General features: G+C 70.5%; 23 protein-coding genes and 2 pseudogenes. 11 read left to right on the top strand and 14 right to left on the bottom strand.

All coding sequences use genetic code 11. The features are described 5' to 3' along the window. Positions 1-178 precede the first annotated feature (178 nt). Positions 179-1,459 (top strand): MalY/PatB family protein, encoded by a 1,281-nt coding sequence (locus ABT186_RS17600; protein WP_351925685.1) that lies wholly within the window; start codon positions 179-181, stop codon positions 1,457-1,459. Between the two features lie 34 nt (positions 1,460-1,493). Here the strand turns inward: ABT186_RS17600 and ABT186_RS17605 are convergent, their stop codons facing one another. From ABT186_RS17605 to ABT186_RS17625, 5 genes are all read right to left on the bottom strand, one after another. Next, a complete protein-coding gene (locus ABT186_RS17605; protein ID WP_351223978.1) occupies positions 1,494-2,006 on the bottom strand; it encodes a hypothetical protein in 513 nt (170 codons plus the stop codon). Continuing rightward, positions 1,990-2,481 (bottom strand): RNA polymerase sigma factor, encoded by a 492-nt coding sequence (locus tag ABT186_RS17610; protein WP_351925687.1) that lies wholly within the window; start codon positions 2,479-2,481, stop codon positions 1,990-1,992. The genes ABT186_RS17605 and ABT186_RS17610 overlap by 17 nt, the downstream gene beginning before the upstream one ends. A gap of 132 nt (positions 2,482-2,613) precedes the next feature. After that, positions 2,614-3,225, bottom strand: coding sequence for a class F sortase (locus tag ABT186_RS17615; RefSeq protein WP_351925689.1), 612 nt, complete (start codon positions 3,223-3,225; stop codon positions 2,614-2,616). Further along, positions 3,222-3,608: a sortase-dependent protein gene (locus ABT186_RS17620; protein ID WP_351925691.1), complete on the bottom strand. Its 387-nt coding sequence runs from the start codon at positions 3,606-3,608 to the stop codon at positions 3,222-3,224. The genes ABT186_RS17615 and ABT186_RS17620 overlap by 4 nt, the downstream gene beginning before the upstream one ends. A 153-nt stretch (positions 3,609-3,761) precedes the next feature. Beyond that, positions 3,762-4,589 (bottom strand): ZIP family metal transporter, encoded by an 828-nt coding sequence (locus ABT186_RS17625; protein ID WP_351223970.1) that lies wholly within the window; start codon positions 4,587-4,589, stop codon positions 3,762-3,764. Between the two features lie 235 nt (positions 4,590-4,824). Between ABT186_RS17625 and ABT186_RS17630 the strand changes: the two genes are divergently transcribed. The 4 genes and pseudogenes from ABT186_RS17630 to ABT186_RS17645 all read left to right on the top strand — a co-directional run bounded on the left by ABT186_RS17630 (position 4,825) and on the right by ABT186_RS17645 (position 6,911). Beyond that, the gene (locus tag ABT186_RS17630) at positions 4,825-4,989 is read left to right on the top strand and encodes a hypothetical protein (protein ID WP_351223968.1); all 165 of its coding nucleotides are present in this window, start codon (positions 4,825-4,827) and stop codon (positions 4,987-4,989) included. Between the two features lie 130 nt (positions 4,990-5,119). Continuing rightward, positions 5,120-5,875, top strand: coding sequence for a PP2C family protein-serine/threonine phosphatase (locus ABT186_RS17635; protein ID WP_351223966.1), 756 nt, complete (start codon positions 5,120-5,122; stop codon positions 5,873-5,875). A gap of 62 nt (positions 5,876-5,937) precedes the next feature. Further along, positions 5,938-6,080, top strand: a pseudogene (locus ABT186_RS17640) (response regulator transcription factor); the annotation flags it as partial. 132 nt (positions 6,081-6,212) lie between these two features. Then, positions 6,213-6,911, top strand: a complete 699-nt coding sequence (locus ABT186_RS17645) for a LuxR C-terminal-related transcriptional regulator (protein WP_351925719.1) — start codon at positions 6,213-6,215, stop codon at positions 6,909-6,911. Positions 6,912-7,354: 443 nt separating this feature from the next. On the opposite strand, the pseudogene ABT186_RS17650 reads toward ABT186_RS17645, so the two are convergent. Next, positions 7,355-7,545: pseudogene (locus tag ABT186_RS17650) on the bottom strand (spermidine/putrescine ABC transporter substrate-binding protein); the annotation flags it as partial. 183 nt (positions 7,546-7,728) lie between these two features. Continuing rightward, entirely contained in the window at positions 7,729-9,168 is a 1,440-nt protein-coding gene (locus ABT186_RS17655; RefSeq protein WP_351223964.1) for a gamma-aminobutyraldehyde dehydrogenase, read from the bottom strand. Between the two features lie 165 nt (positions 9,169-9,333). Here ABT186_RS17655 and ABT186_RS17660 point away from each other — a divergent pair, with 165 nt between their 5' ends. The 6 genes from ABT186_RS17660 to ABT186_RS17685 all read left to right on the top strand — a co-directional run bounded on the left by ABT186_RS17660 (position 9,334) and on the right by ABT186_RS17685 (position 14,815). Next, positions 9,334-9,849: an Lrp/AsnC family transcriptional regulator gene (locus tag ABT186_RS17660; protein WP_351223962.1), complete on the top strand. Its 516-nt coding sequence runs from the start codon at positions 9,334-9,336 to the stop codon at positions 9,847-9,849. 2 nt (positions 9,850-9,851) lie between these two features. Continuing rightward, entirely contained in the window at positions 9,852-11,216 is a 1,365-nt protein-coding gene (locus ABT186_RS17665; protein WP_351223960.1) for an aspartate aminotransferase family protein, read from the top strand. Between the two features lie 205 nt (positions 11,217-11,421). Further along, positions 11,422-12,159 carry an ABC transporter ATP-binding protein gene (locus tag ABT186_RS17670; protein ID WP_351223958.1) on the top strand — a complete coding sequence of 246 codons (738 nt, stop codon included), beginning with the start codon at positions 11,422-11,424 and terminating at the stop codon, positions 12,157-12,159. Then, positions 12,141-13,385, top strand: coding sequence for a hypothetical protein (locus ABT186_RS17675; protein ID WP_351925693.1), 1,245 nt, complete (start codon positions 12,141-12,143; stop codon positions 13,383-13,385). Before ABT186_RS17670 ends, ABT186_RS17675 begins: the two co-directional genes overlap by 19 nt. Before the next feature lie 110 nt (positions 13,386-13,495). Further along, positions 13,496-13,903, top strand: a complete 408-nt coding sequence (locus ABT186_RS17680; RefSeq protein WP_351223954.1) for a VOC family protein — start codon at positions 13,496-13,498, stop codon at positions 13,901-13,903. Between the two features lie 225 nt (positions 13,904-14,128). Further along, positions 14,129-14,815, top strand: coding sequence for an LAETG motif-containing sortase-dependent surface protein (locus ABT186_RS17685; RefSeq protein ID WP_351925695.1), 687 nt, complete (start codon positions 14,129-14,131; stop codon positions 14,813-14,815). A 106-nt stretch (positions 14,816-14,921) separates the two neighbouring features. Here the strand turns inward: ABT186_RS17685 and ABT186_RS17690 are convergent, their stop codons facing one another. The 7 genes from ABT186_RS17690 to frr form a co-directional block, all read right to left on the bottom strand. Then, positions 14,922-15,710 (bottom strand): maleylpyruvate isomerase N-terminal domain-containing protein, encoded by a 789-nt coding sequence (locus ABT186_RS17690; protein ID WP_351223950.1) that lies wholly within the window; start codon positions 15,708-15,710, stop codon positions 14,922-14,924. Further along, on the bottom strand, positions 15,707-16,753 hold the full coding sequence (locus ABT186_RS17695; RefSeq protein WP_351925697.1) for an ABC transporter ATP-binding protein: 1,047 nt from the start codon (positions 16,751-16,753) through the stop codon (positions 15,707-15,709). Before ABT186_RS17695 ends, ABT186_RS17690 begins: the two co-directional genes overlap by 4 nt. A gap of 2 nt (positions 16,754-16,755) precedes the next feature. Then, positions 16,756-18,357 (bottom strand): ABC transporter permease, encoded by a 1,602-nt coding sequence (locus ABT186_RS17700; protein WP_351223946.1) that lies wholly within the window; start codon positions 18,355-18,357, stop codon positions 16,756-16,758. Positions 18,358-18,410: 53 nt separating this feature from the next. Further along, complete coding sequence (locus ABT186_RS17705; protein WP_502973234.1) at positions 18,411-19,532, bottom strand: thiamine ABC transporter substrate-binding protein; 1,122 nt, start codon at positions 19,530-19,532, stop codon at positions 18,411-18,413. Positions 19,533-19,749: 217 nt separating this feature from the next. Then, entirely contained in the window at positions 19,750-20,856 is a 1,107-nt protein-coding gene (rlmN, locus tag ABT186_RS17710) for a dual-specificity RNA methyltransferase RlmN (protein WP_351925699.1), read from the bottom strand. Between the two features lie 242 nt (positions 20,857-21,098). Continuing rightward, complete coding sequence (locus tag ABT186_RS17715; RefSeq protein WP_351223942.1) at positions 21,099-22,223, bottom strand: phosphatidate cytidylyltransferase; 1,125 nt, start codon at positions 22,221-22,223, stop codon at positions 21,099-21,101. Beyond that, complete coding sequence (frr, locus tag ABT186_RS17720; RefSeq protein WP_067041614.1) at positions 22,223-22,780, bottom strand: ribosome recycling factor; 558 nt, start codon at positions 22,778-22,780, stop codon at positions 22,223-22,225. The genes ABT186_RS17715 and frr overlap by 1 nt, the downstream gene beginning before the upstream one ends. Positions 22,781-22,934 lie beyond the last annotated feature (154 nt).

The following is a 22,934-nucleotide window of genomic DNA, read 5'->3' on the forward strand; positions in this document are numbered from 1 at the left end:
GTCTAATAGTTCCCGGCTTGCGCAACCTTTAAAGGCTCGGCGACGGGCACAGTGCGGCACCCGGGCGCCCGGTGACGAAGACGGGCACACTGGCGGCGTGGCGTGCTGCACGCCGGGTATCAGCTGACGGCTATGACCTCTACCGAACCCGTTCGCCGGAACCTACGTGGGGGCGTGAATGAAGAGGGCAGGTTGTGAGACGACGGCCGCGGAGGGCACTCGAACGGATCCCCTCGTGCAGCTGTCTCTTGAACAGCTCCAAAAGCGCACGAGCATGAAATGGCGCGCGCACCCCAAGGATGTGCTTCCGCTCTGGGTGGCGGAGATGGATGTGCCTCTGGCCCCTGCCATCGTCGAAGCACTCCACACGACGATCGACCTCGGCGACACCGGGTACCCGTACGGAAGCGCCTACGCCGAGGCACTCGCGGAGTTCGCCCGCGAGCGATGGGAGTGGGACGGCCTGCGCATCGAGCACACGGCGGTCGTGCCCGACGTCATGATGGGCATCGTCGAAGTGCTCCGCCTGATGACCGACCCCGGGGACGCCGTCATCGTGTGCTCACCGGTGTACCCGCCGTTCTACGCATTCGTCGCCCACGACGCCAGGGGAGTCGTCGAAGCAGGACTCGGGCAGGACCTGCGGATCGACCTCGGCACCCTGGAAGACGCGTTCGTGCGTGCACGACGCCACGGCCGCCGCGCGGCGTTCCTCCTCAGCAATCCGCACAACCCGACCGGTGTCGTCCATACCCGCGAAGAGCTGGCGGCGATCGCGGAACTCGCCCGCAGGCATGGCGTACGGGTGGTGTCCGACGAGATCCATGCGCCGCTGGTGCTGCCCGGGGCCGCCTTCACGCCGTTTCTCAGCGTTCCCGGCGCCGAGAACGCCTTCGCGCTGATCTCCGCGTCCAAGGCATGGAACCTCGCCGGTCTCAAGGCGGCTGTGGCGATCGCAGGCCCCGAGGCCGCCGACGACCTTCGGCTTCTGCCCGAAGAGGTCGGTCACGGCCCCAGTCATCTGGGGGTCATCGCCCACACCACGGCGTTCCGCGAGGGCGGGGACTGGCTCGACGAACTGCTGGTCGGGCTCGACGCCAACCGGAGTCTGCTGGGGCGACTCATCGAAGAACACCTCCCCGATGTGCTGTATCGCCCGCCCCAGGGCACCTATCTCGCCTGGCTGGACTGCACACGGCTGGAGCTGCAGGGCGAGCGGGAGACCGATGGCCCCGGCGTGGTGAGTGATCTGGCCGGACCCGCGAAGATGTTCTTCGACAAAGCCAGGGTCGCCCTCAGCTCCGGACACGTATTCGGTTCCGGCGGCGCAGGATGCGTGCGGCTCAACTTCGCGACATCACCGGTGATCCTGCGCGAGGCGCTGACCCGAATGGGGTGCGCGGTGCGTGAGCTGCGCCGGACGACGTCGCCGCATTCAGGTCCGAACCCTCGGCCGTGATTCCTCGCCAGACGCGCCGTGCCCTCGCAGCCGCCTACGGTCGGGTGTCGCTCGAGGGTGTGGCGGCTGCCGTGGTCGGATCCACCGACGGCTCGATACGCGCCGAGGTCGGTGTCGCCGACGGTGCGCGGGTGGGGAGCGCCGGGCTGCTCGGGGTCCGGGACTCGCCGGTGCGGGGCCTCGTGGTGGGACGGGAGGTGATGGACTCCGACGGCATCGACGGGGCGGGCGACGCCGAGGGGGTCGGTGACACCGACGGGGTGGGCGACGCCGCATGACTGCCCGCGGGCGGCGGTGCGAGTGGGACCGCCGGGGACGCGGGCGCCTGGGGTGTCGCCAGGTGGAGCGGCAGTGCGATGAGGAGGGCGACGGCGCAGGACAGGCCGGCCCCGGCCGCAGCGCGGAGCAGCCGGCGGCGGGCCGCGGTGCGGCGGATCTCCTCGTATCGGCCGGGGGGCGGGCCGAGGTGTTCGGTGGGGGGCCGCAGGATCACCGCGAGGAGGTCGTCCGGTTCGAACTCCGGGCCGTCGTCAAGGCGTGTGGTCAAGGCTTCTCCTCAGATGGACGCGGAGCAGTTCTCGGGCCGCGTGGAGGTCGGCCTTGACGGTTCCTTCCTTGCGCCCGGTCAGTTCGGACACCTCCCGGATCGGCATGTCAGCGTAGTAGTGCAGCAGGATCGGGACACGCAGTCGTTCCGGCAGCGACTGCACGAGCAGGCGTACCGACGGATCGGTCTGTTCGGTGTGGGGGCGGACTGCGGCTTCCGAGGTCGCGCGGCGTACGGCTCTGCGCTCGCGCTCCAGCTTGCGCCAGTGGTCCCGGACGAGGTTGGCCGCGGTGACGTAGAGGAAGCCGCGGGGCTCCTCCACCGACGTCCAGCGGGCCCAGAGCCGGGTGAACGCCTCCGAGGCGACCTCGTGGGCCGTCTCGTCGTCGTCGACGAGACGGCGGCACCAGCCGGCGAGGCGCGGGTAGAGGGCGGCGAACAGCTCGGACGCTGCCTTGTCACGGGACCGTTTCAACGCTCTCCATGGTCGTGATGGCACTCGTGGGGAAGGATGCCGGGCCGTCGGCGTACGTTCCGTGGGCCCGGGATCCGGGAGGGGGTCCCCCGCTCCCCGCTGCTCGCGCAAAGCCGGGAGCCCGGCAGAGGGTCAGGGGGTCGAGGAGCTCAGCGTGGCGAAGACGATCACGTTGTCGAGGTACCCGTCGCCGGTACGAGGGCCGCCACATGTGATCAGCCGCAGTTCCGGACGGTCCACGTCCCCGTAGACGTCGTTCACCGGGAAGTCGGCCTTGGTGACCGTCCGTACGGCGCTGACGGCGAACATCGCCGCCGTGCCGTTCTCCAGGCGCGCCACGATCCGGTCGCCCCGGTGCAGCCGCGCGAGGTGGCGGAAGACCCCGTCCCCGTAGGCGCCGACCGTGACATGGCCGAGGATGACCGACGGGCCGACCTGCCCGGGTGTCGGCGAGTGCCCGTACCAGCCCGCCCGGTCGTGCGCCGTGACCGGGGGAACCTGCACAGTGCCGTCGGGCGCCAACCCCAGCCGTATGACCTGGGTGTCGACCCCGATGGCCGGGATCTGCAGCCTGACCGGGGCCGAATGCCGCAGGGCATGCGCCGCCGTCGCGGGGGGCGGCGAAGACGCCGGCGCGCTCCCGGGGCGTACGGCCGCGCCCGTGCGGGGCCGGGGGTCGTTGCAGCCCGCGAGCAGCGCGGCCAGTGCCGCGGTGCCGAAGGCGCGCCTGGAGAGTGCGGTCATGCCCCGGTCGCCCGCCGACGCCGTACGGCGAAGACCGCCGCGCCGCCCGCGACGAGCACCGCGGCAGCGCCCCCGCCGATCAGCCCGGCCTCGGACCCCGAGGACGCCTCCGCCACCCCGGTGTCGGGCGCGCCCTTCGGAACGACGGAGACCTGGCCCCGGCCCGGGCTCGGTACGGCGCTCGGCGCCCGGGTCGGTGCGGCGCTGGACGCCCGGGTCGGTGCGGCGCTCGGCGCCCGGGTCGGTTCGGCGCTGGGGGTCGGGGCGATGGTGGCCGCGGGGACGGTGGGGGCCGGGCTCGCCCCGCCGGCGAACGCGGGCACGGTGCTCGCCAGTACGGCGGTGCACGCAAGTGCCATGGCGCTGAGGACAGTTCGGCGCATCGATTCGCTCTCTTTCGTCGGCCCGCCCGCTGATCGGCGGGCGGGTTACGGATCGAGCGGAGAGACGAGGCAGCCGCGGGGCGGGTTGCAAAGAGATGACAAAGCCGTCAGAGCCCGGCCGATATCGGCCGGGCTCTGAGTCGGCTTCAAAGCTCAGGCGCCTGCCGCCGTGACGACGGCGTCCGTGGCGAAGCCGAGCAGGAGGCCGACGAGGATGCACCAGGTGGTGAGGGTCTTCAGACCGGACTTGCGGGCAACGGCCAGCAGTTCGATGACCACATAGAGGATCGAGCCGGCGGCGAGGCCGAGGAAGGCGATCGACAGGGTGTCGTTGACCAGGTGCTGGCCGACGAGCGTGCCGAGGAAGGTGGGACCGCCGCCGATCAGGCCGAGCCACAGCAGCGTGGGCCAGGACGGGCGTTCGCCCTCGGCGGCCAGGGGGGCGACGATGCCGAAGCCCTCGGTGGCGTTGTGCAGACCGAATCCGATGATCAGCAGGACGGCGAGGGAGAGCTCGCCCTGGGCGGCGGAGTTGCCGATGGCCAGCCCCTCGGCGAAGTTGTGCAGGCCGATGCCGGTGGCGATCATCAGTGCGAGCGAGCCTGCCTGGCTGCGGGTCTTCGGGGCCAGCTCGGCCGTGGCGGCGGCACCGGGCCCCGCGGGCCGTGCGGCGGCACTGCGGCGGCGGGCGATCCAGCCGTCGTAGTGCACGAGCCCGGCCAGTCCGATGGCCAGGCCCGCGGCCAGGGTGCCGCCCCCGGACGCGACCGTTCCCCACTCGTGCTTGCCCAGCGCCTCGTCGACGGGTTCCCAGGCGTGGGTCAGTACGTCCCATACGAGGAAGATCAGGATGCCGATGGCCACGGCGTTCAGTCCGGCCCTGAGGCGCGGCGTGGGCGTGCGCAGGCGGCCGATGGGAAGGCCGAGGTAGATGGTGAAGCCTGCGATGGCGCCGAGCAGGGCGATGTTCGCGGTGGACATGAGGGACTCTCCGGTCTGACGTGCACAAGAAGCGCACAGAACGTAAGACAGGGAAGGCTTACCTAACAACCCAGGAAGTCCTACTTCAAGGAAGCTTGGTCAAGTCGTTACGTGATCGTGCGGCACGCCCGCTTGTGTACGTCCCCCCAACCCCCAGGCGGTGGCTCCGAGACTCGTCGCGCCGTGCCGCCCGTGAAGGTGGAGCATGGGAGGTGAGCGACGAAGGAGGCCCGTCATGAAATCCGGAGCCTCGGATTACCACACGTGGTACTCGGCCACGCCCTCGCAGGCCGAAGGTGAGCGCGACGAGGCGAGCGAGCGTTCGGCGATGGAGCAGCACCCGGACGTCCCCAGGACCGAGCCGTCCCAGGCGGAGGGCGAGCGGGACGACGAGGGCTAGCTAGGGCCTGTCTTACGGATGGTTTCCTGCAGCCGGCCTGATCCGAAAGACAGACCCTGGACCGGTCATTGGACGCGAAACGTGACCCGGCCCGGGGCCGGGCCGGTCGGCCGGAGGGCGGTGGCCTTGGGTGTCGTATGTCGCTGTCAGTGCGCTGAGCCACCCCGGCCTGGTGCGGGACAAGAACGAGGACAGCCTCGTCGTGGGTCCGTGGACACTGTGCGCGACCGTCACGGAGAATCCTCAGACGCTGGTGTTCCCTCTGGGTACGCCGCTGGTCGTCGCCGTGGCCGACGGGCTCGGCGGGCATCCCGGCGGTGAGGTGGCCAGTGCGCTGGTCGTCCGGCGGCTCGCGGCCATGGGGCCCGCGCTGAGCAGTGAGGACGCCGTCCGTGAGGCCGTCGAGTCCTGCAACCGCGCCGTGTACGCCGCCGCCGAGGCCAAGGGCGGGGACGGTGGCGAGCTCACGATGATGGGCACCACGCTCGCGGGGGTCGTCGTACTGCCCGAGTCGCTGCTGGTGTTCAACGTGGGCGACAGCCGGGTGTTCGCCGCGCCGCGGGAGGGGCCCCGGATGGTGAGCGTGGACGACAGCCCGCAACCGGCACCGGGGCGGCGTACCACCTCGCTGGTGACGCAGTGTCTCGGCGGTACCCCGCAGTACCTTGCCGTCGTCCCTCATGTGACGACCGAGCCGTTGTCGCCCGGCGACCGCTGTCTCGTCTGCACCGACGGCCTCACCGATCCCGTGCCGGACGACGCCATCGCCGATGTGCTGCGGGACCACGACGACGGCCGCGCCGTCTTCGAACTGTGGAGGGCCGCCATCGCCGAGGGCGGTCCCGACAACATCACTCTCGCCCTTCTGCGTGTCGCCGCGGATTAGGGGGTCTTCGGTCAGGCCGTTGGTACCGCGGTACCACTCGCCCGCCGAAGGGGGACATCCGCTGGACCAGCACCGAGATCGCCGAACGCACCTCGTCCTCACCGAGTCCACCGTCAACAAGCACGTCGGCCGCGTCCTCGCCAAGATCGGGGCACGCGACCGTATCCAGGCCGTGACCACGGCGTACGACGCCGGGCTGGTCCGGGCCAAGTCCTGGCCGTTCGCGTACTCCGGCTGTTCGCCTACTCCGCCTTTACGGGAGCCGCGGTACGCTGATGAACGAAACCGTTTCGTTCCGCATGGAGGCGGCCCCGCCTCCGGCAGGGAGAAAACAGGCATGGTCTCCGTACTCGTGGTCAACGACCAGTCCCTGCAGCGCCTCGCCCTGCGCATGCTCCTGGCCGCCGAGCCCGGTCTGAGCGTCGTCGGGGAAGCGGCGAGCGGGGCCGAGGCGGTCCACATGAGCGCCTCGCTCCGTCCCGACCTCGTCCTGGTGGACAGCCGCCTTTCCCTGGCGGACGGCATCGAGACCGTCCGGCGCATCGCACGGCCGTCACGCCTCCCCCGGCCTCTCGAACCGGCGGAAGCAGGTGTCCACACGCCCCGGGTCCTGGTGCTCACCCCCGCCGGCCACGAGGGGTACGCCTATGCCGCCCTGCGCGCCGGAGCCGGCGGGTTCCTCTTCGAGGACGCGGCCCCGGGCGAACTCACCGCGGCCATCCGCGTCGTGGCCGCCGGAGACGCCGTCATCACGCCCGGTCTGACCCGCGCGCTCATCGATGCCGTCCGGCAAGAGCACGCCGCCCGCCCCCTCCATCGCACCTCCGGGCTCGGCACCCTCACCCGACGCGAACGCGACGTCCTCATCGCGGTCGCCTCCGGCTGGTCCAACGCCGAGATCGCGGAGTGGCTCTCCATCGCCCCGACCACCGTCAAATCCCACGTCAGCAAGGTCCTCGGCAAGATCGGCGCCCGCGCCCGTGTCCAGGCCGTGGCCTTCGCCTACGAGTCAGGCCTCATACGGCCCGCGGCCTGATGCACCTGCACGACCACGTGCATCACCGCTCTGTTCGGTGCATCGAGGGAGCATGATCCGGAAGGTGGCGCCCCGGCCGGGGACTGAGTCGAACGGCCGGTCCTTCGGCGGTTGTACGCGAGCTCGGTGATGCCCGACTGCCAGGGCACCGTCACCTTCTCGGCCGTAAAGCGACCGAGCATGTACGCTCCTGCGCTTCACGCCTCGTCGCGCTCCTCGTCGCCGCCGGCTGCGGCACCGAAGTCGCATCCGCCCTGTCGGGCGCGGGACCGGTGACAAGGCCCCACACCGGGAAACCCGGTGACACCAGCCTGGTCAACACCGACTACAACCGTGTCCCCGGACAAGCCGGTTCGCGCCTTCCAGGGCTCGCAGACTGGCTCCGCCGGCCCAGAGGACGCTGCGGCGCTTCGCGTCGTCTTCTCGAGGATGCGATTCCTCCCGGATGTAGAGCGGCCAGTTCGCCCAGGTGAGCCGTTGGTCCCGGGCGGACAGGTCGTCGACGGCCCGGTCGCCGGGTGCCACGTACGCGGCGCACGCCACAGCCGGCGAGCGCGCCGAGCGCCGCGCCCCCGCCGAGGGCGCGCAACAGTGAACGGCGGGAGGGGGTCGGCGTCTTCGGTGTCCGGTGCATCCCGGCAGCATGACGCCGGTGGCGGTGGCCGGACAATGGACGCCCCGTCGAGCAGCCCCGCGGGAACCCGACACCTCGTCGCTCCGCCTCGCCGATCCGAACGGCCGAAGCCCGTGCTTCGGAACAGCGCGGCCCCGGACGGGACAACTCCCGTCAGGGGCCGCGGAGATGACGGACCGGCGCCTACGCGTCGAGCGACGTCATCACGTGCTTGATCCGCGTGTAGTCGTCGAAGCCGTACGCCGACAGGTCCTTGCCGTAGCCGGACTTCTTGAAGCCGCCGTGCGGCATCTCCGCCACCAGCGGGATGTGCGTGTTGATCCACACGCAGCCGAAGTCGAGGGCCTTGGACAGCCGCATGGCGCGGGAGTGGTCCTTGGTCCACACCGAGGAGGCGAGGGCGTACTCGACGCCGTTCGCCCACTCGATCGCCTGGGCCTCGTCCGAGAAGGACTGGACCGTGATGACCGGGCCGAAGACCTCCTTCTGGATGATCTCGTCGTCCTGCTTGAGGCCCGAGACGACGGTCGGCGCGTAGAAGTAGCCCTTGTCGCCGACCCGGTGACCGCCGGCCTCGACCTTGGCGTGCGCGGGCAGGCGCTCGATGAAGCCGGAGACCTGGCTGAGCTGGTTCGGGTTGTTCAGCGGGCCGTAGAGCACGTCCTCGTCGTCGGGCCGGCCCGTCTTGGTCTCGGAGGCGGCCTTGGCGAGCGCGGCCACGAACTCGTCGTGGATGGACTCCTGGACGAGGACGCGGGTGGCGGCCGTACAGTCCTGGCCGGCGTTGAAGAAGCCCGCCACCGAGATGTCCTCGACGGCCTTGGCGATGTCGGTGTCCTCGAAGACGACGACCGGCGCCTTGCCGCCCAGCTCCAGGTGGACGCGCTTGAGGTCCTTGGAGGCGGACTCGGCGACCTGCATGCCGGCGCGTACGGAGCCGGTGATGGACGCCATGGCCGGGGTCGGGTGCTCGACCATCATGCGGCCGGTCTCACGGTCGCCGGTGATGACGTTGAAGACGCCCTTGGGCAGGATCGAGCCGACGATGTCGGCGATCAGGACCGTGGACGCCGGGGTGGTGTCGGACGGCTTCAGGACGACCGTGTTGCCCGCCGCGATCGCCGGCGCGAACTTCCACACGGCCATCATCATCGGGTAGTTCCACGGCGCGACCTGGGCGCAGACGCCGACCGGCTCACGGCGGACGATCGAGGTCATCCCCTCCATGTACTCGCCGGCCGAGCGGCCCTCGAGCATCCGGGCCGCGCCCGCGAAGAAGCGGATCTGGTCGACCATCGGGGGGATCTCCTCCGACCGGGTCAGCCCGATCGGCTTGCCGGTGTTCTCGACCTCGGCCGCGATCAGGTCCTCCGCGCGCTCCTCGAATGCGTCGGCGATCTTGAGGAGGGCCTTCTGGCGCTCGGCGGGCGTGGTGTCGCGCCAGGCCGGGAAGGCCGCGGCGGCGGCCGCCATCGCGGCGTCGACGTCCGCCTGCCCGGACAGCGGGGCGGTCGCGTACGCCTCACCGGTCGCAGGGTTCACCACTTCGGTGGTCCGCCCGTCGGCGGCGTCACGGAATTCGCCGTCGATGTAGTTGCGCAGACGACGCAGCTCGGTGCTCACTGCCGGCCCTCCAAGTTCGGGTGTCCAATAACTGAGACACCCACCCTAGTCCGTGCATCCACGTTTTCAACACCCTCGGTTGCGCCATAGCTGCGAAATCCGCAGGCTTCAAACACGTAAACGACGAATTTCATCGATCCAGCCTTGCGGAACTGTCGAGACGTCGTGCACAGTGAGGTCGTGGCCAGTCGAAGCGCAGACCAGAGAGACTCCCGCGAGTCCAGGAACGGCGGTCCCCAGCTGGACGCCGTCTCCCTCGCCATCATCGAACAGCTCCAGGAGGACGGCCGCCGGCCGTACGCCGCGATCGGCAAGGCGGTCGGCCTCTCCGAGGCGGCCGTGCGCCAGCGCGTCCAGAAGCTGCTCGACCAGGGCGTGATGCAGATCGTCGCCGTCACGGACCCGCTCACCGTGGGCTTCCGGCGGCAGGCGATGGTCGGGATCAACGTCGAGGGAGACGTGGAGTCCGTCGCCGACGCGCTGAGCGCCATGTCCGAATGCGAGTACGTGGTGATGACCGCAGGCTCCTTCGACCTGATGGTGGAGATCGTCTGCGAGGACGACGACCACCTGCTGGACGTCATCAACAAACGCATCCGGGCCGTCCCCGGAGTGCGCTCCACCGAGAGCTTCGTCTACCTCAAGCTCAAGAAGCAGACCTACATGTGGGGAACCCGATAGCCGTGAGTACCAAGGACCTCAGCAAGACCGCGTACGACCACCTGTGGATGCACTTCACCCGCATGTCCTCGTACGAGAACGCGCCCGTTCCCACCATCGTCCGGGGCGAGGGCACCTACATCTACGACGACAAGGGCAGGCGCTACCTCGACGGTCTCGCCGGTCTGTTCGTGGTCCAGGCGGGCCACGGCCGCACCGAGCTGGCCGAGACGGCGTTCAAGCAGGCGCAGGAGCTGGCGTTCTTCCCGGTGTGGTCCTACGCGCACCCGAAGGCCGTCGAACTGGCGGAGCGGCTGGCCGACTACGCGCCGGGCGACCTCAACAAGGTCTTCTTCACGACGGGCGGCGGTGAGGCGGTCGAGACCGCCTGGAAGCTCGCCAAGCAGTACTTCAAGCTGGTCGGCAAGCCCACCAAGCACAAGGTCATCTCGCGTGCGGTCGCCTACCACGGCACCCCGCAGGGCGCCCTGTCCATCACCGGCCTGCCGGGCCTGAAGGCGCCCTTCGAGCCACTGGTCCCGGGTGCGCACAAGGTCCCCAACACCAACATCTACCGCGCCCCGATCTTCGGCGACGACCCCGAGGCCTTCGGCCGCTGGGCCGCCGACCAGATCGAGCAGCAGATCCTCTTCGAGGGCCCGGACACCGTCGCCGCCGTCTTCCTGGAGCCGGTGCAGAACGCCGGCGGCTGCTTCCCGCCGCCGCCCGGATACTTCCAGCGCGTACGCGAGATCTGCGACCAGTACGACGTACTGCTCGTGTCGGACGAGGTCATCTGCGCCTTCGGCCGCCTGGGCACGATGTTCGCCTGTGACAAGTTCGGCTACGTCCCGGACATGATCACCTGCGCCAAGGGCATGACCTCGGGCTACTCCCCGATCGGCGCGTGCATCATCTCCGACCGCCTGGCCGAGCCGTTCTACAAGGGCGACAACACCTTCCTGCACGGCTACACCTTCGGCGGCCACCCGGTCTCCGCGGCCGTGGGTCTCGCGAACCTGGACCTGTTCGAGCGCGAGGGCCTCAACCAGCACGTGCTCGACAACGAGGGCGCGTTCCTGTCGACGCTGCAGAAGCTGCACGATCTGCCGATCGTCGGCGACGTCCGTGGCAACGGCTTCTTCTACGGCATCGAGCTGGTCAAGGACAAGGCGACCAAGGAGTCCTTCAACGAGGAGGAGACCGAGCGCGTCCTGTACGGCTTCCTCTCCAAGGCCCTGTTCGAGAACGGCCTGTACTGCCGTGCCGACGACCGCGGCGACCCGGTCGTCCAGCTCGCTCCGCCGCTGATCTCCAACCAGGAGACGTTCGACGAGATCGAGCAGATCCTGCGCGCGACGCTGACGGAGGCCTGGACCAAGCTGTAGTTCCCCAGCTCTCCGGAAGACCACAGCCGGCCCCGCACCGCCCGTTCGAGTGAGAAACGGCGGTGCGGGGCCGTTGCTGTCCGGGCTCCCGGCGCCGTCTGCCTAGCGTGCAAAGTGACCGATCGACCCTGCCTTCGTTCCCCCGAACGGTTCCCCCGGACGGGGGAACGGCCTGGGAAAACGGATCTGAACCGAGGTGTACGCGATGGTGGCCCCGCCGGACAACGACGTGCTCTGGGCACGCGCCCTGCACTTCCAGCACAACGGCTCGCCCGCGCTCAGCGGCGTCTCACTGGGTGTGCGCGAGGGCGAGATCCTCGCCGTCACCGGCCCGCGCGGCAGCGGCAAGACAACCCTGCTCCAGTGCCTGGCAGGGCTGCTCCCGGCCCAGCGGGGCGAGGTCTGGTTCAACAGCACCCCCGTGCACACGATGGGCCCGCTCACCCGCGAACGGCTGCGCCGCGACCGCTTCGGCTGGATCGACCCGGCGCCCCTCCTCGTACCCGAGCTGAACGCGTGGGAGAACGCCGCTCTGCCGCTGATGCTGCGCGGCACGAGCCGCCGCCGGGCCAAGGCCGCCTCGCTGGAGTGGCTGGAGCGCCTCGACGTCGGCGAGCTCGCCCGCAAACGCCCCTGCGAACTGGTCCAGGCCGACCGGCAGCGGATCGCGGTCGCGCGGGCGCTCGCCGCCTGCCCGACGGTGCTCTTCGCGGACGAGCCGACCGCCTCGTTGCACCGCGCCGACGGCGCCCAGGTGCTGCGCACGCTCACCACGGCGGCCCGCTCGCACGGCATCACGGTCGTCCTCGCCACCCATCACACGGACTCCGCGGCCATCGCCGACCGCACGGTGTCCCTCCTGGACGGACGGCGCGTGAACACCATCCATCTGCCCCCGCTCACCGAGACGGAAGGCCGGGCCGCGTGCTCGCTCTCCGTCTAGCCCGCGGGGCGCACCCCCTCGTCCAGCTCCGCCGGTTCCTGGTCGCCGCGGCCTCGGCGGGCACGGGCTTCCTGCTGCTGTGCACGCTGGGATACGCGATGGGCCACCCGGAGGCGGCGGCCGGATCGATGCTGCGGCTGGCCTGGTGCCTTGCGCCGCTGGCCGCCACCGTGTACTTCGCGGTGGCCGTCGCCCGTACGGACCCCGGCACCCGCCCCCGGTCCGGCCTCGCGGCGATCGGCCTGGGACCGGCCAGGCTCATGGCCCTCTCGGCGGTGACCACGGCCCTGTCGACCACGCTCGGCTCGCTGCTGGCGCTGGTGGTCTTCCTGCACCTGCGCGGTGATCTGACGGGGTTGCCGTTCGACGGCGCGGCGGCGGGATTCCTCGCGGCGGACCAGGCCCTGCCGCTGCCCGCGGCGCTCACCCTGCTCGCTCTGGTGCCGGTGTCGGCGTCCATGGCGAGCGCGCTGGTCCTGCGGCCGAAGGACGGACGGCCGCGCCGCACGGGGTGGCGCGGCGGCCCGTCATCCGCGTCCGGCACCGGCGACGCCCCGGACGCACAGCTCGACGGCCTCCCCGGCGAGGCACTTGTTGCGGAGTCGCCCACCGCTCCCCGGCCCGCCCCGGGCGGCCTGCCCTGGGGGGTGGCCGCGCTCGCCGCGGGGCTCGCCGTGGAGACGTACGCGAGCCGCTCGGACCGGGCGCCGGGCCCCCATCTGCCCGGTGGACTCGCGGTCGGGCCCGCCGGAGTGCTGGCGGGCTGGGCGCTGACCGCGCTGGGGCTGGCGCTGGCCGCGCCCGCGATCGCACACGGGTGTGGCTGGCTGTTGCAGGCCGTGCGCCCCGGTGCTCTGCGTCTGCTCGCCGGGCGCGGCCTGCAGGAGGAGGCGCGACGGCTCGGGCGTCCGCTCGGGGTGGTGTGCGCGGTGGCGTCGGGGGCGTACGCGACGGCGGCGCTGTACGCAGGCGCTCGCCCGTCCTTCGGGCCGCTCACCGCGCTGGGTGCGGTGCTCGTGACGGGCTGCACGCTCGCGACGCTGGCGACGGCCGCGATCGAGGCGAAGCAGGCGCGCGCCGACACGGTCGCCGCGCTGGTGCGGCTGGGCGCGCCGGCCACGCTGCTGCGCACCGCGGCACTGCTGCGTGCGGGCGCGCTCGCCGCGGTGTTCGTGCCGCTGACGTGGCTGGTCGCGGAGCTGGCGGCGATGCCGCTGGCGGGCTGAGAAGAACCCGGGAAAATTCTTCGCGTCGCAGCGATGAGTTTCGTATCGGTCCGCCGTCCATCTCTCCGTACGACCCACGGCACACCACGACACCACTGGAGAGACCGCTCATGTACCAGCAGATGATCTTCGTGAACCTGCCCGTCGCCGACGTCGACGCGTCGAAGAAGTTCTTCACGGAGCTCGGCTACTCGATCAACCCGCAGTTCAGCACCGACGAGTGCGCCTGTGTCGTGATCAGCGACACGATCATCGCGATGATGCTGAGCAAGCAGCGCTACGCCGACTTCACGAAGAAGGAGATCGCCGACGCCACGAAGACCAGCGAGGTGGCGATCTGTCTGAGCGCGGAGAGCCGCGAGAAGGTCGACGAGCTGGTGGAGAAGGCGGTCGCGGCCGGCGGCACCGCGAACCCCGACGTCCAGGACCAGGGCTTCATGTACGGCCGTTCCTTCGACGACCTCGACGGCCACTCCTGGGAGATCGTGTGGATGGACCCGGCAGCCGTCCAGGGCTGAGCGCGAACAGATGAACGAGGGTGCGACTGCGAGGGGTTGAGCACGTTTCAGCGGCACTCAAACTTGTCAGCGGTTAATGTCCGGGCAAAGACGTCCGGCATCCCGGACATCGGCGTTGACAGCACTGAGCCACCGCTTATAGACCTGTGGGTCTCATGGGGGTGCTGTTGCTTGCGGCAACATCCCCGGAACCCCCCGCAGTTGCGCATCCCGTGAAGGGAAAACGTGTCCATATCCTCCCGCACCTCACGATCGGTGCGTATCCTCGGCGTCGCCTCCGCCACCGCCGCGCTCGCGCTCGGCGTCGCCGGCAACGCATTCGCCTGCAGCATCAAGGACTTCTCGGCCGCCGCGTCCTGCGCCAACGGGAAGGGTGTCATCACCGTCACCGACACGGACGCCTCGGGCAAGGAGGCGACCGTCTCGGTCTACCTCGAGTCGAACGGGGCGGACGCCAAGCACGTCGGCGACAAGACGGTCACCGGCACCAAGGCGGGCGCCATCGTCACGTTCTCCGAGGACTGGGCCCCGGGCGCCCAGTACCGCGTCCACATCAACGCCAACAAGGGCCAGGTCAACGACGACATCTCGCTCCTGATGACTCCGTCCAAGGCCTGCGCGACCTCGGAGACCACTCCCCCGGCCTCGGGGACCCCGACGCCGTCGGCCCCGGCCACGCCGCCGTCCTCCGCCACCCCGTCGGACACCCCGTCGGTGTCGGCCGGCACCACTGCCCCCGCGACCACGGGGGACAACTCCCCCTCGCCCGCGGCCGGCAACTCGAACCTCGCCGAGACCGGTGCAAGCTCGTCCACGCCCATGATCGCCGGTATCGCCGGCGGCCTGGTCGTCATCGGCGGTGCCGCGGTGTTCTTCGGCATGCGCCGTCGCGGCGCGTCGAAGTCCAACTGACGCCGCCACCACGACCGTACGAGTACAAGTACGACGGCCCCCCCTGCCGGGGTGCGGGCCGTCGTGCGTACTCGGGCGCCCCTCCCCGCGGCGGGCGTGGCGTCACTCACCCGAACGACGCCCGCTCCAGCCAGAACTCCAGCAGCTCCCGCTCGCCCAGGACCTCCAACTGGGGGGTGTCCAGGGGAAGCCGACGGTAGAAGGCGAGCAGGACCGACGTCAGCGGGCCGCGCAGGGCCACCGGCGCCTTCTCGTGGCCGCGGTGCCAGAGGACGCCGTCCCCGGTCAGCTCGATGAGCCATTCGGCGTTCAGCCCGGGTGCCGTGTCGGTGGCATGGAGGTGGATGCTGCGCCCCGGTCCGACCAGTTCCCGGGCCGCCCGGTTCGGGCGCGTCCGCTGCACGAACGCGACGATCTCCAGCCATTCGTCGAGCGCGTCGGCCGCCACATCCGCTGCGACCTCGTACGGCAGTTGGGCGTTGAGCGTCGCGTCCGCGCGGTGGACGGTCAGCTCGTGGGTCATGCGCCGGGCCCAGAAGCCCGCGTCGAACACCCCGGCCCAGGACCACACCCGCGCATCCGGCCCTGCCTCGCGCAGGGTGCGCACGAGCGCCTCGCCCGTCTCCGCCAGCCACGCGTCCAGTTCGGCGGCGGACTCCGGTCCTTCGTATCCGGGCACCTGTTCGTCGGGGATGTTCTCCTGGGCCCGGGTGCGCACAAGCAGTTCGGCCCAGCGCAGGGCCCCGCCCGTGTGCCGTACGAGCTGTTCGAGCGACCAGTCCGGGCAGGTCGGCACGGTCGCGGACAGATCGGCGCCCGAGGCCACCACATCCCGGAACCGGCCGACTTGGAGTTCGATCTCGTCGCAGTAGCGGTCATGGGCGAGCAGCGTCATGGCCCGCACCCCAGGGCGCCGGATCCGCCCCCGAGCACGACAATTTCTTCCGCGTCGAAGACGACCCCGACCTCGTCCCCGGGCTCCGGCGCCGTCCTCAGCGGGCATGCCGCCTCAAGGCCCTGTGCCTGCTCGGGCAACAGTCGTACGGCGACGTGCGTGCCGCGGAAGGTGCGTGCGGTCACGGTGCAGCGCAGGCCCTCGGACGCGTCCACCAGCCGTACGCCGGCGGGCCGGACGAGCAGCGTGCCGGGCCCCTGCGGGGTGCCCTCCGGGACCGGGAGCTTGCCCCACGGCGTGTCCGCGGCCTCTCCGGCGACGGTCGCCTCCACCACGTTGTCGAAGCCGAGGAAACGTGCCACGAACTCGTCCGCGGGCCGCTGCCACACCTGAAGGGGCGTACCCGACTGGGCGATCCGCCCGTCGCGCATCACCACGACCCGGTCGGCGAGCGCGAAGGCCTCGCCCTGGTCGTGGGTGACGGCGAGCACCGTCGTGCCCAACCGCCCGAACAGATCCCGGAGTTCGACGACGAGACGCTCGCGCAGCGACCGGTCGAGCTGGCCGAGCGGCTCGTCCAGCATCAGCAGCCGTGGCCGGGGCGCGAGGGCGCGGGCGAGCGCGACGCGCTGCTGCTCGCCACCGGAGAGCGCGGCGACGGCTCGGCGTGCGGCTCCGGGCAGCCCCACGAGGTCGAGCAACTCCCGTACACGGGCTTCCTGTTCGGCGCGCGAGACGCCATGCATCCGGAGCCCGAAGGCGACGTTCCCGCCCACGTCCCGCTGCGGGAACAGCTGGTGGTCCTGGAACATCAGCCCCACGCCCCGCCGGTGCGCGGGCACCCCGTCCAGGTCCCGGCCGTCGAGGAACACCCGCCCGGAGCCGAGGGGTTGCAGTCCCGCCACGGTCCGCAGCAGCGTCGACTTGCCGCTGCCGCTGGGCCCGAGCACACACACGATCTCGTGCTCGGCGACGTCGAGGTCCACCCCGTCGAGCGCGGTGCGCCCTGCGAAGCGTACGGTCGCCCCCTCCAGCCTGAGCATCGTCAGAACTCCCCCGTCCGATCCGTCCGCAGCCGTTCCAGGACCAGCAGCGCCACCGCGCACACCACCATCAGAATCGTCGACAGGGCCATCGCCTGGCCGTAGTTGAGGTCACCGGCCCGACCGAGCAGCCGCGCCACCGCGACCGGCAGCGTCGGGTTGTCGGGCCGGGCGATGAACACGGTCGCCCCGAACTCGCCCAGCGACACGGCGAACGCGAACCCGGCGGCGATCAGCAGCGCCCGCCGCACGATCGGCAGGTCGACCTCCCGCCACACCCGCCACGGCGACGCCCCGAGCACGGCGGCCGCCTCCCGCAGCCGCTCGTCCACGGCTCGCAGCACGGGCAGCATGGTGCGTACGACGAAGGGGGCGCCCACCAGCGCCTGCGCCAGCGGCACCAGGATCCACGACGCGCGCAGGTCGAGTGGCGGCTTGTCGAGGGCGATCAGGAACCCGAAGCCGACGGTCACGGCGGACACGCCGAGCGGCAGCATGAGCAGTGCGTCGAAGCCCCGTACGAGACGGCCGGCGTCCCTGCGGGCGAGGGCCGCGGCGGCGAGGCCGCCGATCACGACGGCGATGACCGTGGCGGCGACGGCGTACTGGAGCGAATTGCCGACCGCGTCGATCGGCGGGACGAGGAAGGTCCCGCCGTCGGCGTGCGTCAGCGCCTTGTAGTAGGCGAACCCGGGCGCGTCGAGCGAGCGTTGGACGAGCACGGCGAGCGGCAGTACGAGCAGGACGGCGACGGTTGCGAGGACCGAGCCGAGCAGCGCCCACTGGCCCGCCCCGCGCGGCCTGCGTGCCGTGCGGGACGCGTCCACCAGCCGAAGCGCGCTCTCGCGGCGGCGAACGGTCCAGGCGTGCACGACGAGGATCGCGCCCACCGCCGCGAACTGGACGATCGTCAGCACGGCGGCCGTGGACAGGTCGAAGATCTCCGAGGTCTGCCGGTAGATCTCGACCTCCAGCGTGGAGAAGGTGGGGCCGCCGAGGATCTGCACCACACCGAACGAGGTGAAGGTGAAGAGGAACACCATCAGCGCGGCGGCGGCCACGGCCGGGCTCAGCGCGGGCAGCGTCACCTTCCGCCAAGCCCCGAGACGGGAGGCGCCGAGCACACGCGCCGCCTCCTCCTGGCGCGGGTCCAGCTGCGCCCACAGGCCTCCGACCGTGCGGACGACGACCGCGTAGTTGAAGAAGACGTGGGCGAGCAGAATCGCCCACACGGTCGTGTCGAGCCGTACGCCCCACAGGTCGTCGAGGAGTCCGCCGCGCCCGACGAGCGCCAGGAAGGCCGTGCCGACGACGACTGTGGGCAGCACGAACGGGACGGTGACGACCGCGCGCAGCACCTGCTTGCCCGGGAAGTCGTAGCGCGCGAAGACATAGGCGCCGGGGAGCGCGACCAGCAGCGTGAGCGCGGTCGAGGCGAGCGCCTGCCAGGTCGTGAACCACAGCACGTGCCGGATGCCGGGCTGCGTGAGGACGTCCGCGAGGCGCCCGATGCGCCATACCCCGTCGACGTGGAGACCACGGGCGACGATCGCGGCGACGGGGTAGGCGAAGAAGACCGCGAAGAACGCGACGGGCAGGGCCATGAGGCCGAGCCGCGCCGCGTTGCCCCGGAAGACTCTTGTGGAGCCCCGGGGCTCTACTTCAGTACGAGTGACGTCCACGACTTGACCCACGGGTCACGGTTGGCGGCGATCTTCGTGGGTGCCATCGTCTCGGGGTCCTTGGCCGCAGGCCCGTACTCGGTGAACTCGGCGGGCACCTTGGCGCCCTGGACCACCGGGTAGACGAACATGTTGAGCGGCATGTCCTCCTGGAACTGCCTGGTGATCAGGAAGTCGATGAAGGCCTTCGCGCCCTTGGTGTTGTGCGCGTTGCTCAGCAGGCCCGCGAACTCGATCTGGCGGAAGCAGGTGCCGGTCGCGACACCGGTCGGCGCTGTCTTCGGCTGCGGCTGGGCGTAGATGACCTCGGCCGGCGGCGAGGAGGCGTACGAGACGACGAGGGGCCGGTCGCCCTTGGCCTTCCTGCCGCCGGCGGAACCGGAGAACTCCTGGTTGTACGCCTGCTCCCAGCCGTCGACCACCTTCACGCCGTTGGCCTTGAGCTTCTTCCAGTAGCCCTGCCAGCCTCCCCCACTCCCGGCTTCGCTCGAGCGGGAGGTGCCCCCATCCCCGTACTTCGCGGCGGAGCCGAGCAGGAAGCCGAGGCCGGGCGAGGACGTGGCGGCGTTCTCGGTGACGAGCAGGTTCTTGTACGCGGGCTTGATGAGGTCGTCGAAGGAAGCCGGCGGGGTCAGCTTGTGGTCGGCGAAGTACTTCTTGTCGTAGTTGACGCAGATGTCGCCGTAGTCGATCGGCGTGACCCTGTGCTTGTCCTTGTCGAGCTGGTACTGCGCACCGACCTGGTCGAGGCCCTTGGCCTCGTACGGCTGGAACAGCCCGTTGTCGAGAGCCCGCGACAGCAGCGTGTTGTCGACACCGAAGAAGACGTCGCCCTGCGGGTTGTCCTTGGTGAGGATCGCCTTGTTGACGGCCTGGCCCGCGTCACCGTCCTTGAGGACCCTGACGGTGTATCCGGACTGCTTCTCGAACGCCGAGATGACGTTCTTGGAGGCGGCCCACGAGTCGTGGCTGACGAGGGTCACGGTCTTGGAGTCGCCGCCGCTCCCGCTCGTGGAGCCGGACGACCCGCACGCGGACAACGTGACGATGCCCAGCCCGACGACCACGGCCGCGAACTGCTTACCTGTGATGCTCACTGAATTCCTCCTGGGGGTGACCAGGAAGAGACGCGGCCCTGCCCGGAAGCCTCGAAAGGTTCCGGGCAGGGCGCAACAGCTTGAGTTGAGACCGAACTTCCTACCCAGAATGACCTGGGCGAGGTTCAGAGGGTCTGCGGGCTCTCCCGCACTCTCAGCGCTGTGGCGCTCCCCTGTCGGAATATGAAGATGTACTGACCGGGCTCAGACTACCGCCCTAGCGCTCGCCCGCCGCCAGCTGCCCGCACGCTCCGTCGATCTCCTGGCCACGGGTGTCCCGGATGGTCACCGGCACCCCATGGGCGGCGATCGCCTCGACGAACGCCTTCTCGTCCTCGGGCCGCGAGGCGGTCCACTTGGAGCCGGGCGTCGGGTTCAGCGGGATCAGGTTGACGTGCACGGGCTTGCCCTTGAGCAGCCGGCCGAGCCGGTCGCCGCGCCACGCCTGGTCGTTGATGTCCCGGATCAGCGCGTACTCGATCGACAGCCGCCGCCCGGACTTCTCGACGTACTCGAAACCGGCGTCGAGGACCTCGCGTACCTTCCATCGCGTGTTGACGGGCACGAGGGTGTCGCGCAGCTCGTCGTCCGGCGCGTGCAGGGAGATGGCGAGGCGGCACTTGAACCCCTCGTCGGCGAAGCGGTGGATGGCAGGCACCAGCCCGACCGTCGACACGGTGATCCCGCGCTGCGAGAGCCCGAGTCCGTCCGGCGCGGGGTCGGTGAGGGCCCGGATGGCACCCACGACGCGCCGGTAGTTGGCGAGGGGCTCGCCCATGCCCATGAAGACGATGTTGGACAGCCGCGCGGCACCGCCGGGAATCTCACCGTCACGGAGCGCCCGCATACCGTCCACGATCTGGTGCACGATCTCGGCCGTGGACAGATTGCGGTCGAGGCCGGCCTGACCGGTGGCGCAGAAGGGGCAGTTCATGCCGCAGCCCGCCTGCGAGCTGATGCACATGGTGACCCGGTCGGGATAACGCATGAGCACGGACTCGACGAGCGTCCCGTCGAACAGCCGCCACAGCGTCTTGCGGGTCGTGCCCTGGTCGGTCGACAGATGCCGTACGACCGTCATCAGCTCCGGGAAGAGCGCCTCTTGGAGCCTGGCACGCGAGGAGGCGGGGATGTCGGTCCACTGCTCCGGATCGTGCGCGTACCGCGCGAAGTAGTGCTGCGCGAGCTGCTTGGCGCGAAACGGCTTCTCACCGATCGCGGCGACTGCGTCCTTGCGCTCGGCGGGCGTGAGATCGGCAAGATGCCGCGGCGGCTTCTTGGCTCCGCGCGGCGCGACGAAAGTGAGTTCTCCGGGCTTAGGCATGGCCCAACAAGTGTCGCAGATCCAATCGGGTGACCTGCGGCCGTCGATCCGGACAGCTGTCGCCCGTGGTCGTCACTCGGCGTCACCGATCGCCCCCGGGCGGCCCACGGACGGCCCAGCCGATGGGGCCTTGCACCCGCTCTCGTGATCAACGGAGTCTCCAGGAGGCCCAGCGGCAGGAGCCGGCCGCAAACGCAGTGAGCCCCCTTCCCGGCCGGGAAGGGGGCTCGATGAGCACAGGCTCACGCGGACCCGACGAACAACACCATCAGCAGCCACACCACCGGCGCAGTCGGCAGCAGCGAGTCCAGGCGGTCCATGATGCCGCCGTGTCCCGGCAGCAGAGTGCCCATGTCCTTGATGCCCAGGTCACGCTTGATCATGGACTCGCCGAGGTCGCCGAGCGTGGCGCTGGCCGCGACCGCGAGGCCCAGCAGGAGCCCCTGCCACCACGAGCCGCCGTCGATCAGGAACTGCATGCACAGCGCGCCCGCCGCCATGGCGAAGGTGACCGCCCCGATCAGGCCCTCGCGAGTCTTGCCGGGGCTGATGCGCGGGGCGAGCTTGTGCTTGCCGAAGCGCCAGCCGATCGCGTACGCGCCCGTGTCGCTCACAACCGTCAGCAGCAGGAAGGTCAGCACGCGCCGCGGGCCGTCCTCGGCCGTCAGCATCATGGAGACGAACGTGGCCAGGAACGGCACGTAGAAGGCCGCGAAGAGCCCCGCCGTGACGTCCTTGAGATAGCCGTCGGGCGGCTCCGTCATACGCCAGACCAGGACCGCGAGCGCGGTCAGTGCCATCGCCACCCAGGCGCCCTCGGCACCCCGCACATACCCGGCGACGATCATCGCCGCGCCGCCGACCGCCAGCGGCACGAGGGGCACCTTGATGCCCTTGCGCTCCTCCAGCCGCTTCGTCAGCTCCCACAGGCCCACCACGACGGCGACCGCTACGACACCGACGAACACGGCCTTGACGATGAACAACGACGCAACGATCACGACGCCGAGCCCGACGCCGACCCCTATGGCCGCGCCCAGGTCGCGGCCCGCGCTCTTCTTCTGCGGTGCGGCCGCCGGCTGCGGGGCGTCGGGCATGGGCTCCGGATTCTGCGACGCCGCCCAGTGGGGCGACGCCTGCGGCGTCTCGTCGCGGACCATGGGGCCGCTCAGCCGAGCGGCCCCATGGTCGTCATCCTGGTCTCCGCCTCGTGCGGGCACATCGGGCACGATGGGCATGGGGCGAGTCTGCTGGGCGTCATGCGCATCGTACGCGGGACCCGCCGGGCCGGCCCCCTGGACAGGCCCCTGGTCGGTGGGCCCCCAGTACCCGGGCTGTGGCGGCGCCCCCCAGGAAGATTCGTTCATCAGACCTCGAGCAGTTCCGCTTCCTTGTGCTTGAGCAACTCGTCGACCTGCGCGACGTACTTCGCGGTGGTGTCGTCGAGCTCCTTCTCCGCACGGCGGCCCTCGTCCTCGCCGACCTCGCCGTCCTTGATCAGCTTGTCGATGGCGTCCTTGGCCTTGCGCCGCACGGAGCGGATCGAGACCCTGGCGTCCTCGGCCTTGCCCTTGGCGACCTTGATGTAGTCGCGACGGCGCTCCTCCGTGAGCTCGGGGAACACCACCCGGATGATATTGCCGTCATTGCTCGGGTTGACGCCCAGGTCGGAGTCGCGGATCGCCTGCTCGATGTTGCGCAGCGCGCTCTTGTCGAACGGCGTCACCACGGCCATGCGCGGCTCCGGCACCGAGAACGAGGCCAGCTGGTTGATCGGCGTCGGTGCGCCGTAGTAGTCGGCCACGATCTTGTTGAACATCGCCGGGTGCGCACGACCGGTGCGGATCGCGGCGAAGTCCTCCTTGGCGACCACGACGGCCTTCTCCATCTTCTCCTCGGCCTCGAGGAGGGTCTCTTCGATCACCACTTGCTCCTGCGTGTCTTGAGTGGGCCCGGCATCCGTGGGCGGGCCGGCTGCGTCGCGTCTTCTTCCTGCACGGTTCCGGACCGACAGAACATTGTCCATCCCCCGGTCAGGGTCCGTCGCCCGGACGGGGTTCACCCCGAACGGGCCGGTC

It is taken from the genome of Streptomyces sp. NPDC001634 (assembly GCF_040298185.1).
GTDB lineage: Bacteria > Actinomycetota > Actinomycetes > Streptomycetales > Streptomycetaceae > Streptomyces.

Coding starts and splice junctions, on each gene's coding strand:
- ABT186_RS17600 (WP_351925685.1), top strand. CDS start 179: ATGAAGAGGGCAGGTTGTGAGACGACGGCCGCGGAGGGCACTCGAACG.
- ABT186_RS17615 (WP_351925689.1), bottom strand. CDS start 3,225: ATGACCGCACTCTCCAGGCGCGCCTTCGGCACCGCGGCACTGGCCGCG.
- ABT186_RS17620 (WP_351925691.1), bottom strand. CDS start 3,608: ATGCGCCGAACTGTCCTCAGCGCCATGGCACTTGCGTGCACCGCCGTA.
- ABT186_RS17625 (WP_351223970.1), bottom strand. CDS start 4,589: ATGTCCACCGCGAACATCGCCCTGCTCGGCGCCATCGCAGGCTTCACC.
- ABT186_RS17630 (WP_351223968.1), top strand. CDS start 4,825: ATGAAATCCGGAGCCTCGGATTACCACACGTGGTACTCGGCCACGCCC.
- ABT186_RS17645 (WP_351925719.1), top strand. CDS start 6,213: ATGGTCTCCGTACTCGTGGTCAACGACCAGTCCCTGCAGCGCCTCGCC.
- ABT186_RS17670 (WP_351223958.1), top strand. CDS start 11,422: ATGGTGGCCCCGCCGGACAACGACGTGCTCTGGGCACGCGCCCTGCAC.
- ABT186_RS17680 (WP_351223954.1), top strand. CDS start 13,496: ATGTACCAGCAGATGATCTTCGTGAACCTGCCCGTCGCCGACGTCGAC.
- ABT186_RS17690 (WP_351223950.1), bottom strand. CDS start 15,710: ATGACGCTGCTCGCCCATGACCGCTACTGCGACGAGATCGAACTCCAA.
- ABT186_RS17695 (WP_351925697.1), bottom strand. CDS start 16,753: ATGCTCAGGCTGGAGGGGGCGACCGTACGCTTCGCAGGGCGCACCGCG.
- ABT186_RS17700 (WP_351223946.1), bottom strand. CDS start 18,357: ATGGCCCTGCCCGTCGCGTTCTTCGCGGTCTTCTTCGCCTACCCCGTC.
- rlmN (WP_351925699.1), bottom strand. CDS start 20,856: ATGCCTAAGCCCGGAGAACTCACTTTCGTCGCGCCGCGCGGAGCCAAG.
- ABT186_RS17715 (WP_351223942.1), bottom strand. CDS start 22,223: ATGAACGAATCTTCCTGGGGGGCGCCGCCACAGCCCGGGTACTGGGGG.